This is a genomic window from Corynebacterium tuberculostearicum, assembly GCF_046097255.1.
Classification (GTDB): Bacteria; Actinomycetota; Actinomycetes; order Mycobacteriales; family Mycobacteriaceae; genus Corynebacterium; species Corynebacterium tuberculostearicum_J.
Map to the genome: position 1 here is coordinate 1,629,991 of NZ_CP175770.1, position 11,894 is coordinate 1,641,884.

Below are 11,894 nucleotides of genomic sequence, written 5' to 3' on the forward strand. Positions count from 1 at the left end.
CAAGCTTGATTTCTCCTGCCAAGTAGTTAGCGAAGCGATATAAATTATGAAGCGATATAAATTATCCTGTCGCTTTCTACTATCTAGGAGTACTTCAATGCAGTTCCGTCGCATCGGCCAGCTTGTGGCCGCCACTACCGTTTCCGCTGTTGCTCTCTCCGGCGCGCAGGCGGTGGCACAGGAAAACAAGACCACCATCTCCGTCACCAATATCACCGATATTCACGGTCACTTGGAAGACAAGATTGGTGACCCAGCCAAGGCCGGTGATGAGATCGGCGTAGCTCGTCTGCAGACCCTCATTAAACAGGTAAATGAGGGTCAGGAATTCAACCTGACCTCCTCGGGCGATAACGTGGGTGGCTCCGCCTTCGTATCTGCAATTTCTGATGACAAGTACACCCTTGAGGCTCTCAATCAGATGGGCATGAAGGTGTCAGCGGTGGGCAACCACGAGTTCGATAAGGGCACCGAGGATCTCACCGAGCGCATTCAGCCGAACTCTACGTACCCCATCCTGGGCGCAAACGTGCTTAAGGATGGTCAACCCTTGCTCGAGCCTTCTCACGTTGAAGACGTGGACGGCGTCAAAGTGGGTTATGTCGGAACCGTGACGGAAAATACCAAGTACAAGGTATCCGCGGCGAAGATCCCGGGCGTTACCTTCACGGACCCAGTAAAGGCAACGAATGAAGAGGCCACCCGCCTGAAGGAATCTGGCGAGGCGGACGTCGTCGTCGCGCTCTTCCACGAGGATGCCCAAGACTATGCCGAGGGCTTCAATAAAGACGTAGACGTGCTCTTCGGCGGCGATACCCACCAGCGCACCAAGGGCGAAATCCCCCGCGAAGGTGCCCTTCCATTGCAGTGGGCAGAGGGTCATGAGTATGGCAAGCTGCTTAACGACGTCGACATCACCTTTGACAAGTCCGCCAAGAAGGTAACCGACATCAAACTCAGCCAGTACGATGCTACGGATGCTGCCGATGTTGAGCCGGACGCCGAGATTGCGGACCTCGTTGAGAAGGCACAGAAGGAAGCCGAGGTTGAAGGTTCTAAGACAGCCGGCAATGTGAAGCAAGACCTGTTCCGTGGCTCTGACGAAGGCGCAGAGGCTGGTTCCAACCATGGCGTAGAATCCACTCTCAATAACTTCATCGCAGAAGGCCAACGCTATGCCATGAGCAAGCAGGTAGGCAAGGATATCGAGATCGGTGTGATGAACGCCGGCGGTGTACGTGCCGACCTAAAGGGCGGAGATGTTACCTACAAGGACATCTTTGAAGTACAGCCTTTTGGCAACTCCGTGATTACCGCCAAGATTTCTGGTGAAGATTTCATCAAGGCATTGGAAAACCAGTGGCAGGAGGGAAGCATTCCACGCCTTGCCATGGGGATTTCCAATAACGTCCAGGTGGTCTACGACCAGAAGGCTGGCAAGGGCGAGCGCGTAAAGTCCGTGACTATCAATGGCGAGCCAATTGATCCGAAGAAGGATTACTCCATTGCGCTGTCTTCCTTCCTTGCTTCCAGTGATGAAGAAGCAGGCGGTGACGGCTACTTCAACGCTGGTTCCATCAAGGACAAGAACGATGTGGGCTACATGGACACTCAGGCCATGATCGACTACATCAAGTCGGGTGAATCGGAGGTCCGCACGGGCCAGGGCCAGATCGGTGCACACATTGAGGGAGACGTGAAGCCGGGTGAGGAAATCACGGTGAACCTGTCCAGTCTCAATTACTCCACTGACGGTGAGCCGATGGCGAAGAAGGCAACCGTGAAGTTGGGCGACGCTGAGCAGACCGTAGACATCGACAACGCCGCACAGGAAGGCGATGCGCAATTCGGTGAGCGAGGTCGCGCAACGGTAAAGCTCACCGTTCCGGAGAACCTGAGCGGTACCCAGAACCTGGAAATCACCACCGACGCCGGCACTAAGGCAACTCTGCCTCTCGAGGTAAGCGGCGAGGGCTCCGAAAAGCCGGGAGCTAAGCCTGCGCCAAAGGGCTCTTCCTTCTCTTCCAACGGCTCTTCCGTGGGTGCCGCAGTATTCGCCATCGTTGCAGCGTTGGTAGCTGGCGTTGCGGTTGTGGGCATGAACCCGCAGATTCTTCCTGCCCCAGCTCGCAAGATGATTGAGGACCTGCGCAAGCAGTTCCACATCTAAGACAGCACAGCACTAGGCGGAGCGGCTCTTCCTGAACGGGGGAGAGGCGCTCCGCCTTTTCTGTATGTCTCGCGGCTGCCGGGTAACCTAAGCAGTCGTGGATACTCTAGAACTCTTCCTGCGCGAGATTACCTATCAACTGGGTATTGAATGGCACCGTATTCCCGTTGTCGTGCTGGCGACTTTGGGTATCTACCTATCCTTTATGGTTTTGGTGAAGTTATTTGGCTCTCGCGTACTTACGTCCATGACGGCCTCAGATGCCATCATCATTATTATGTTTGGCGCGGTCGCGGGCCGTGTCATCGTGGGCAATCCACCGACACTAGCCGCCGGCGTCATCGGCCTGACTACGCTGATGGCGCTCGAAGCCGCTTTCGGTACCATTCGCAAGGTAGTGAAGTGGACGCGCTTTCTGGACCGTCGCCCCATCCTCTTAGTCTTTAGCGGGGAGATGGTTGAAGATAACCTGACGTTGGCCCATATCACTGAATCGGATATCTACTCGGCGGCCCGTAGAGCCGGCATTAGCCGTATGGAAGACGTGCAAATAATGATCCTTGAGCCTACAGGCCATATCTCCGTCATCAAGGTCGGTCAAGCCATCGACCCGGAGCTTTTCAAAGACCTCGTGGGGGCCGAATACATCGAAGACGCTAAAGACTCTTAGCGCGCACCTGACAGCTTAGCTAGGAGCGCAAAGACCATTTGTGGGCTCCCTTTGCCTAAGGCACATGAAAAAGCCGCTGCATTCCACTAAGGGAAGCAGCAGCTTTAGAATCGCTATGAAGCGGTGGCCTTACTTGTTGCCGAAAGGCAGGTCGAGGTACTTGTTAGCGAAAGCAAACAGGGTGCCCAGAGCGCCGATAACAGCGGTGACAACACCGATCCAAGCCTGGATCTCCTTTGGATCAGCGTCCTTGAGGGAGGAGCCCTGCTCAGCCGGCTCAGCTGGCTTGGTGGTGGTCGGCTTAGCAGTAGTGGACTGGGTGGTCGACTCAGCTGCCGTAGCAACGGTGGTGCCAGCGAAGGTCATGGACAGAGCGGTTGCGCCAGCAACGAGTGCCTTGCGGGAGAAAAGCTTCATTTTTGATTCCTAACAAGCTTGGTGTGGTCAAAGACGTTTCAAATACTAGACAGGTTGACAGCCTTCCGCAACAGTATTGGCAGGTTTTGTTCATCGGATGAACTAGCTGAAAGTCTGCTGTGTGCTGCGAGTTTACTATTGTGACTCTTGTGATCTGGGGGAATTTCGGTGTTTTCGTGTTTCTGCAGCTTAGCCCTCATAATCGGGCTCAGCTTAATTTAAAGAAAGGATAAGCCCCGGCGCATTCGTCCACGGAATGTGTGGTGAATGGCCGGGGCTATATACCCGCCCCCGTTAGGGGGTGTGGGGTGGGGGTTAAGAGGGGGCGTCGTCAAGCAGGGCTTTTTCTGTCGCCTAAGCCTTGACGGTTGCCTTCTTGATCTTGACTTCCTTTGCCGGCTTGCCGTCTGGCTGCCCGCCTTCGACGCCGTTCTTGGCAATCTTATCCATCGTCTTCATGCCCTTGTCGGTGATGGTGGCGAAGTAGGTGTAGTTCGGGGCCAGCTCAGAATCGTCGTAGTTGAGGAAGAACTGGGAACCATTGGTGTCTGGGCCGCTGTTGGCCATGGCGACGGAGCCGCGCGGGTAGACAACGGGGTTCTGTGCGTCCTTCTCATCCACCTCGTCGGTGGGGTACTCATCGGCGAAGCTGAAGCCGGGGCCGCCGGAACCGGAACCGGTGGGGTCGCCACACTGCAGTACGTTGAGCCCGCCCGAGGTCATACGGTGGCAGACGGTGTCGTCGTAGTAGCCCGACTTGGCTAGCTCAGAAATAGCATTGGTGGTACACGGCGCCTTGGCGCGGTCCATTTCCATCTCAATAGTGCCCTGGTTGGTTTCAAAGGAAACGGTGACGGTGCCCTTGGTGGAAATATCCTTGCCGTTCGGCTTCTTCGCGCCGTTGGACTCTTGCCCGTTGTCCTCATACTTACAGGTCACGGTATCCGGCAGGGCCTTGGCGCGCTTGTCAGCGATGGGCTGCGCCTGTGGGGTTTCCTGCGAGGTCTCAGCTGCGGAAGATTCCTCAGCCTGTACGTTTTCATCGTCACCCTCGCGGGTGGACAAGAAGTAGATGCCTCCGACGAGGGCGAGAATTACTACGAGGGAGGCGGCAACAACGCCTAGGGGGCGTGCCTTTTGTTTGCGTTCGCGGGATTTCAGCTCGCGCTCCAGCTTGCTCAGCGCCTCTTCGCCGCGCTTTTGATTATTTGGCACCGGGAGTCAACCTTTCTAGCGATTATCGGTGGCATGATTCAACCTGACCGAGTCTAGCGGTTCCATACTCTCGTGAGAGCGTTGGCATGAAAATAGGTCAAGTTAATAGCTTTTAAGCCCAATCATAAGTACGCTGGTTTCTATGGTTGAACCAGATTTTACCGATCCGCCAACGCCCACCGTTGGTGAACTTCCCGCAGTGGGAGACCCGCTGCCCGAATTTGAACTCATCGGTACCGACCTGCGTCAGATTACCAATGAGACTTTTGCGGGCACGCGCCTTATTATTTCCATCTTGCCCTCTATTGAAACCCCTGCCTGCCAGGACCAGCTGCGCCGTTTCCATGAGCAGGTTTCGCAGCTAGATAACACTAAGCTTCTTTCCGTTTCTCTCGACTTGCCCTTTACTCTCAAGCGTTTTTGCGCTGCTGAAGGCATTGAGGATGTCATTGCCGCCTCCGCATTTCGCTCTGACTTTGGTGAGAAGTTCGGCGTGACTGTGCGCGATTCCGTCCTGGAAGGTCTGCTTGCCCGCTCCGTGGTGGTGGCTGATGAAAACCACAAGGTCATCCACACTCAATTGGTTCCAGGCGTGGTCAACCAGCTTGATTATGACAAGGTCTGGGATATTTTGCGTTAAGCCGTTTGGCGCTGCCGGCCTCTACTCATCCTGAAAATGGGGGAGACCGGCTCTTTTTGTTTCGGGCAGCTAGGGTAGTGGGTATGGAAATCTACGGTTTTACTGCCGGTCCATTTCAGACCAATACCTACGTGATTGCGGAAGGCCGCCGCGCCTTCATAGTGGACCCGGGCAAGGATGCGATGGAAAAAGTCCTCGAGCATGACTTGGAGTACGAGGCTATCGTGCTCACCCACGGCCATATTGACCACACCCGGGATGCCGGGTCTTTGGCAGAAAAGCTCGACATCCCTGTCTATATTCATCCCGCTGACAAGTTCATGCTTGACAGCGGTGAAGGTGTTTCGCCCCAGGCCCAAGAGCTTTTCGACGCCGCCCATATGACCCCCATCTCCGACCTCCGCGAGCTCCAGGATGGCGAAACCCTGGAGCTTATCGGTCATACCTTTGCCCTCAAACACGCGCCTGGGCACTCGCCGGGCTGCGTCATGATCGTCGCCGAGGACTTTGCCCTCACCGGTGACGTGCTCTTCGCCGGGGCCATTGGACGCACCGACTTACCTCACTCGGACCCCAATGCCATGCAAAAATCGCTTGCCGGTCCAGTGTGGAGTCTGGCAGATAACCTCGACATTCTGCCCGGCCACGGGCCCACCACCACGATGCGTAAGGAGAGGGCGACCAATCCCTTCTTCGCAACATTGAGGGAGGTACTGTAATACCCGTGAGTAATAAGAAGCAGTTCCAAGCCCTGTCCGCCCCCAAAGGTGTCCCAGACTATTTCCCACCGCAGTCGGCCGCGTTCTATATGGTGCGCCAGACCATGGTGGAGCAGGCACATCTCTCCGGCTTCCAGCATATTGAGCTGCCCATTTTCGAAGACACCGCGCTTTTCGCCCGTGGCGTGGGCGAGTCCACCGACGTGGTGTCTAAGGAGATGTACACCTTTGCGGATCGCGGCGACCGTTCCGTTACTTTGCGCCCGGAGGGCACCGCTGGCGTGATGCGCTCGGTCATTGAGCACAACCTAGACCGCGGACAGCTTCCCGTGAAGCTCAACTATTTTGGTCCGTTCTTCCGCTATGAGCGCCCCCAGGCTGGCCGCTATCGCCAGCTACAGCAGGTCGGTGTAGAAGCCATTGGCGTGGACGATCCTGCGCTTGACGCCGAGGTCATCGCTTTGGCGGATCGTTCTTTCCGCGCGCTGGGGCTTAGCGGATTCCGCCTCGAGCTCACCAGCTTGGGCGATCGCAATTGCCGTCCGGCTTACCGCGAGAAGCTGCAGGAATTCCTCTTCAAGCTCGACTTGGATGAAGAGACCCGCCACCGTGCAGAGATCAACCCTTTGCGCGTGCTGGATGACAAGCGCCCAGAGGTCCAAGAGCAGCTTGCCGACGCCCCCTTGATGCTCGACCACCTCAATGACGAATGCCGCGAGCACTTCGAAACTGTCACCGGCATGCTAGACGATATGGGCGTAGCCTACGAGATTAATCCGCGCATGGTCCGCGGCTTGGATTACTACACCAAGACCTGCTTCGAGTTCGTCCATGACGGACTTGGTGCGCAGTCCGGCATTGGTGGCGGTGGTCGCTACGACGGGCTGATGGCCCAGCTGGGCGGTCAAGACCTATCTGGTATTGGCTACGGTCTGGGTGTCGACCGCGCTCTGCTGGCGCTGGAGGCTGAGGGCATCACCCTCGATGGCGTTGAGTCCCGCGTGGATGTCTTTGGCGTTGCACTGGGTGCTGCTGCCAAGCGCACCATGACCACCCTGATCAATGACCTCCGCAAGGCTGGAATCTCTGCGGATATGTCCTTTGGAGACCGCGGCCTGAAGGGTGCGATGAAGGGCGCCGACCGCGCCGGCGCACGCTTCGCGCTGGTCTTGGGTGAACAAGAGCTAGAAAATGGCACGGTTGCGCTCAAGGACCTTGCCGCCCATGAGCAGCACGACGTACAGGTTTCTGACCTAGTGTCTGTACTTGCTCGGGAAATGAACGGCGAGGCCTAAATTTCCTTTAGCCGGTGGGCATTGCGCTTAGGCGCGGTGCCCACTTTTTATGCCCGCCAGAAAGAGGTCAATGATCTTTTCCTGAATATCCGGCTGGTAGGCATCGATATCAACCTCGCGGGGTCGTGCCAGGCTCAACAGTCCCACAATGAATTCGAGGTGGGTGACGCCGGGGCCAATCTCGCCTTGCTTTTGGCCCAGCTCAATAAACCGTCGGCCGTTGCGCTCTAGGAGGTCGCGCTGGGCGGTTAATTCAGGGCTCAGAGAGTCCAAATCCTGCGGGACGAACGCTGGAATAAGGGTGTTCAGTCCCATGGTCAGGATATGAGTGGCGTAGGTCCGGACGTAGTCTTTCCCGGAATGGGTAGAGTTCTCAAAGTCCGCGATGAGGCGCTGTTGAAACTTGGCAAAGGCATCACCCATATATTCCGCGCACGCGCGGATGAGGCTCGCACGGTTGGGGAAGTTGCGATAGACCGTAGCCACACTTACGCCTGCCTGCGTAGCCACCTTTTCCAAAGCGACATCATCGCCGTGGGTACGAAAGAGCTGGCATGCCGCAGCGATAATGGCGGTGCGGCGGTGAAGGGCATCTGCGCGCATGGAGTTCTTTTTAGCACTCCACCTGCGAAACGCTAAAGCCCATGGTCTTGGCCAATCCGCCCAGGGAGGTCTCCTTGTACTTGGAGAGCATATCCCGGCCGGTTTCAGCCATGGTTTGTACCGCATTATCCAAGGTCACGTGGTGAGTGCCTTCGCCCATTTTGGCCATGCGCGCGGCGTTGATGGACTTTACCGCGCCAATGGCATTGCGCTCGATGCACGGAATCTGCACCAATCCGCCCACTGGGTCGCAGGTAAGGCCCAAATTATGCTCCAAAGCAATCTCCGCGGCGTTTTCCACCTGCGCCGGGGCTGCTCCCAGCAGCTCTGCCATGCCTGCGGCGGCCATAGCGGAGGCGGAACCCACCTCGCCTTGGCACCCGACCTCGGCACCAGAGATAGACGCGTTTTCCTTGATAATCATGCCGATGGCACCGGCAGTCAATAGGTAGCGACGGGCAGTGGAACGGGTGAAGTCGGCGCGGAAATCGCGCGCATAATGCAGTACTGCTGGAATGATGCCGCATGCGCCGTTGGTAGGTGCAGTAATAACGCGGCCACCGGCAGCGTTTTGCTCATTGACCGCTAGGGCGTACAGGTTAACCCACTCCATGGCGGAGAAACCGCAGCTGGTGTCGTCCTGGTCTTCTAGCAACTGGGCGTACATCTTCGGGGCACGGCGTGCCACACGCAGGCCACCTGGAAGAAGGCCCTTGGTGGAAATACCCTCAGTCACACACTCACGCATGATGTCCCAGACCAAATCAAGGTGGCGCAGAACGTATTCCGCGCCGCCTTCATCGCGGTGCAAGGCCTCCTCGTTGGCAAGGACGAGCTCCCAAATTGCTTTGTCATACGCCTCGCAGAGGTTGAGCAGTTCTTCGCCCGTGGTGAACTCATAGGGAACGGAGTCATCTACCTGGGCGGCGGCTACGCCGGCGGGAACCTCATGGCTCTCGGCGACTTCCGCATCGAGCTCGGCGCGGGAGAGGATAAAGCCGCCGCCGACAGAAAAGTACTCTTCCTTTTCTGCGAGCAGGTTTCCGCTGTCATCCCAGGCGCTAAAAATCATGCCATTCGGGTGCTGGGGCAGCGGTTCATTATCAAAGACGATCTCATAGTCCACCGTGCCCCGGGGACCAGAAATAGTTCCTTCGCTGGGGATAAAGCCGCCCGCGTGAGGTTCGGCGTCGATAGGCACGCTTAGCGGATCCCAGCCAGCGAGCCCAAGGATAACGGCGCGATCGGAAGCGTGGCCACGGCCAGTGGCGGAAAGCGAGCCGCGCAACTCCGTATAGACCTTAGCTGGGTGCTTCTCTAGGGAATCGAGGAATTGCTTAGCCGCGCGCATGGGCCCGACGGTGTGCGAAGAGGAAGGGCCAATGCCGATGGAGAAGATGTCCGTGACGCTAATTGTCATAGTTAAGCTGTGCCGAACCTTTCTGAAGGGATAGCTATAGGGTGCTTGCTGTGCCGTTATTGGGGTCAAGCTGGACCCAAAGGGTCGAGGCAGATTTTATGTGACCAGGGTAGCGAAAGTCACACCTTCTATCAATCGCTGTCTATGCGTAGCGCTGCTCGCGTTGTGGCTTATTTGCCGTACCCATTCAGGAGCTTGTCGAGGGGGATGAAGTTCTCCTTTGCTAGCCGTACGGTGGAGCGGCCTCCCAACCCAGTGAGATCGCCGGCAATTCCTGGCACCCGGTCCCGCGGGGTAACGATCTGGTCAGCCAGCTGGATGGCTGAGCGCTCAATTCTGGAGGCAATGCGCTCGCCCTCCGGAGTGCCTAGGTCTTCTGCGGCCTGAAAAACACCCGTCGGCACGATGTTTGCGTGCAATTGGTTAAATAGCGGGCGGAGCGCGTAGTCCAAAATGAGGGCATGGCGCGAAGAACCGGCCGTCGCTGCGATGATGGTGGGAAGGTTGTCGAGGGCATGGGGCTCCAAGGTGTCAAAGAACATCTTGAAAAGGCCCGAATAGCTGCCTTGGAATACAGGGGTGACGGCGATGAGTCCATCGGCATCGGCAACTTGCTGCTTGGCTCGAGACAAAAGGGGCGTTTGCGCAGTCTGATCGGTCATGGCGGTAGCTAGTTCGAAAGCGAGATCGCGGACCTCAATGACATCGATTTCGGCTCCTTCACCGCGCGCGGAGATTTTGGCGCGGGTGGCTTCTGCGAGCATGTCCGCCAACCTGCGAGAGGAAGACGGCTGCGAAAGGCCAGCTGAGACAACGAGGAGGGAGCGCATAACTAGTTTTCCTTTCCTGGGCTGACCTGAAGGTGCGAAGGATGAGGCGCAGAGAGCAAGCTTGCGTGCGTCGGCGGGTCAGAAGGCACGTGGCTCGGACGGCGCTGCTCAAAGCGGCGTCGCAGCTCGGGGACAACCTGCGTGCCTAGGATTTCTATCTGTTGGAGGACTACTTCTTGTGGAAGTCCCGCGTGATCGATGAGGAATAGCTGGCGCTGATAGTCACCGGCCCAGTCAGCGAAGCTGAGGGTCTTTTCAACTACCTGTTCCACGGTGCCGACGGTCAGTGGAGTCTGCGCCGTGAAATCCTCGAGGCTTGGCCCGTGGCCATAGACTGGGGCGTTGTCGAAGTAGGGGCGGAAGAAGTCTTTAGCTTCCTGTTCGGTATCGCCGATGAAGACTTGGCCGCCAAGTCCGACGATTGCTTGGTCCGCTTGACCATGGCCATAGCTTTCAAAGCGACGGCGGTAGAGGTCCACCAACTGAGCGGTGTGCTCCTTATTCCAGAAGATATTGTTGTGGAAGAAGCCATCGCCGTAGTAGGCCGCTTGTTCTGCGATTTGCGGCGAACGAATGGAGCCGTGCCAGACAAAGGGCGGAATTCCATCCAGCGGTGCCGGAGTTGCGGTAAACCCTTCCAAACCCGCACGGAACTTTCCTTGCCAGTTAACGACTGGCTCGCGCCACAGCCTGCGCAGCAAGTGGTAGTTTTCAATAGCCAAAGGAATGCCCTGCTGGATGTCTTTGCCAAACCAGGGATAGACCGGGCCGGTATTTCCGCGTCCGAGCATGAGGTCTACGCGGCCGTCAGCAAGGTGCTGCAGAAAGGCATAGTCCTCTGCGATTTTTACCGGGTCATTGGTGGTAATGAGCGTGGTCGCAGTAGATAGCTGCAAGCGCTCCGTCTGCGCGGCGATATAGGCCAAGTGCGTTGTAGGAGAGGACGGCACGAAAGGTGGGTTGTGGTGCTCGCCGGTAGCAAAGACATCAAGGCCGACCTCTTCGGCTTTAAGCGCAATTTCCGTTAGGTTGCGGATGCGCTCAGCCTCATTGGGTGTCTTTCCTGAGATGGGGTCAGTAGTTAAATCCCCGATAGTGAAGATGCCGAATTGCATGGTTGCCTTTCTATGCGGTGCACAGGAGTAAAGATAGACGCCGTGCCGACTGCGGAAAAGCCGACTGCGGGAGAATTATTCCCATTCTAGGGCATCAAAAAGTGCCGGTAGATCGGCCGGTGCAACGAGGCGCAGGGGCCTCTCAGTGACCTTGCCGTGTTCCGTGATGACCGCTGCGCATGGGCGATGTCCTTGGTTGTCGGTTTCTGAAAGGGCGTCCACCGTTTCCTGCACGCTGACTGTGCGGGCAAGAAAGATAGCGCGATCACTGGGTTCTTGATATTCCACGATGTCCGCGATGTCCGCCGCATCGAGCACGTGATTATCGCTGAGGTCCCCGGCTACCCATCGCGCAATGGTGTTGGTGGTTAGCAAAGCGGTGAAGCGGCCCTCATCGTAGATGGGGATTTGGGAGAAGTCCTTATCCTTTATGACGCTAAATGCCTCCATGATGGATGTGGCAGACGTCAAGGTGAATACCTTTTGTGGCTGCAAAACTTGGAGTGTGTCGGGCGGGGACACCACTATGTCTCGGAGAGCCGAAATCTGCTTAACCACTGCTTCGTGCGGTTCAGCAATGGGCTCTGATTTGTAGTAGCGCCCGTGGGCAATTGCATTGCGTAGGTTGGAAAAATCTTTGAGTGCCTCGGCTTGCTTACTGGAAAGCACGTGCTTGTCTCGTGCCTTGTCTACTATCCACCAGAAGGAATCGGAGTTCTCAGCGTTGAGAGCCGAGCGCAAGTGTTGTTCTATGTCGTTGAATGCGGCCAGGAATGCAGTAGCTCGGTGCGCGGTCATAT

The 11,894-nt window shown here is 56.9% G+C and carries 12 protein-coding genes; 5 read left to right on the forward strand and 7 right to left on the reverse strand.

Features of this window, described 5'->3' with window-relative positions; all coding sequences use genetic code 11:
- Window positions 1-97 precede the first annotated feature (97 nt).
- Together ACKFRY_RS07785 and ACKFRY_RS07790 are read left to right on the forward strand one after the other, a co-directional pair.
- On the forward strand, window positions 98-2,170 hold the full coding sequence (locus tag ACKFRY_RS07785) for a bifunctional metallophosphatase/5'-nucleotidase (RefSeq protein ID WP_408922607.1): 2,073 nt from the start codon (window positions 98-100) through the stop codon (window positions 2,168-2,170).
- 97 nt (window positions 2,171-2,267) lie between these two features.
- On the forward strand, window positions 2,268-2,840 hold the full coding sequence (locus ACKFRY_RS07790; RefSeq protein ID WP_294164684.1) for a DUF421 domain-containing protein: 573 nt from the start codon (window positions 2,268-2,270) through the stop codon (window positions 2,838-2,840).
- 129 nt (window positions 2,841-2,969) lie between these two features.
- Here ACKFRY_RS07790 and ACKFRY_RS07795 read toward each other — a convergent pair whose 3' ends face one another.
- A complete protein-coding gene (locus ACKFRY_RS07795) occupies window positions 2,970-3,257 on the reverse strand; it encodes a hypothetical protein (protein WP_294164683.1) in 288 nt (95 codons plus the stop codon).
- Window positions 3,258-3,611: 354 nt separating this feature from the next.
- Entirely contained in the window at window positions 3,612-4,472 is an 861-nt protein-coding gene (locus tag ACKFRY_RS07800) for a peptidylprolyl isomerase (protein ID WP_179386572.1), read from the reverse strand.
- Window positions 4,473-4,614: 142 nt separating this feature from the next.
- Here ACKFRY_RS07800 and tpx point away from each other — a divergent pair, with 142 nt between their 5' ends.
- The 3 genes from tpx to hisS all read left to right on the forward strand — a co-directional run bounded on the left by tpx (window position 4,615) and on the right by hisS (window position 7,126).
- On the forward strand, window positions 4,615-5,112 hold the full coding sequence (gene tpx, locus ACKFRY_RS07805) for a thiol peroxidase (RefSeq protein ID WP_408922608.1): 498 nt from the start codon (window positions 4,615-4,617) through the stop codon (window positions 5,110-5,112).
- Between the two features lie 83 nt (window positions 5,113-5,195).
- Window positions 5,196-5,831 (forward strand): MBL fold metallo-hydrolase, encoded by a 636-nt coding sequence (locus ACKFRY_RS07810; RefSeq protein WP_408922609.1) that lies wholly within the window; start codon window positions 5,196-5,198, stop codon window positions 5,829-5,831.
- Window positions 5,832-5,836: 5 nt separating this feature from the next.
- On the forward strand, window positions 5,837-7,126 hold the full coding sequence (hisS, locus tag ACKFRY_RS07815) for a histidine--tRNA ligase (RefSeq protein WP_179386569.1): 1,290 nt from the start codon (window positions 5,837-5,839) through the stop codon (window positions 7,124-7,126).
- A 27-nt stretch (window positions 7,127-7,153) separates the two neighbouring features.
- Here hisS and ACKFRY_RS07820 read toward each other — a convergent pair whose 3' ends face one another.
- The 5 genes from ACKFRY_RS07820 to ACKFRY_RS07840 all read right to left on the reverse strand — a co-directional run bounded on the left by ACKFRY_RS07820 (window position 7,154) and on the right by ACKFRY_RS07840 (window position 11,892).
- The gene (locus tag ACKFRY_RS07820) at window positions 7,154-7,729 is read right to left on the reverse strand and encodes a TetR/AcrR family transcriptional regulator (RefSeq protein ID WP_179386568.1); all 576 of its coding nucleotides are present in this window, start codon (window positions 7,727-7,729) and stop codon (window positions 7,154-7,156) included.
- Window positions 7,730-7,739: 10 nt separating this feature from the next.
- Window positions 7,740-9,149 carry an L-serine ammonia-lyase gene (locus ACKFRY_RS07825; protein WP_408922610.1) on the reverse strand — a complete coding sequence of 470 codons (1,410 nt, stop codon included), beginning with the start codon at window positions 9,147-9,149 and terminating at the stop codon, window positions 7,740-7,742.
- 170 nt (window positions 9,150-9,319) lie between these two features.
- Window positions 9,320-9,979 carry an FMN reductase gene (locus ACKFRY_RS07830; RefSeq protein ID WP_005324961.1) on the reverse strand — a complete coding sequence of 220 codons (660 nt, stop codon included), beginning with the start codon at window positions 9,977-9,979 and terminating at the stop codon, window positions 9,320-9,322.
- Window positions 9,980-9,981: 2 nt separating this feature from the next.
- Window positions 9,982-11,094 carry an LLM class flavin-dependent oxidoreductase gene (locus tag ACKFRY_RS07835; protein WP_005324960.1) on the reverse strand — a complete coding sequence of 371 codons (1,113 nt, stop codon included), beginning with the start codon at window positions 11,092-11,094 and terminating at the stop codon, window positions 9,982-9,984.
- Window positions 11,095-11,169: 75 nt separating this feature from the next.
- Window positions 11,170-11,892 (reverse strand): CBS domain-containing protein, encoded by a 723-nt coding sequence (locus ACKFRY_RS07840; protein ID WP_408919930.1) that lies wholly within the window; start codon window positions 11,890-11,892, stop codon window positions 11,170-11,172.
- Window positions 11,893-11,894 lie beyond the last annotated feature (2 nt).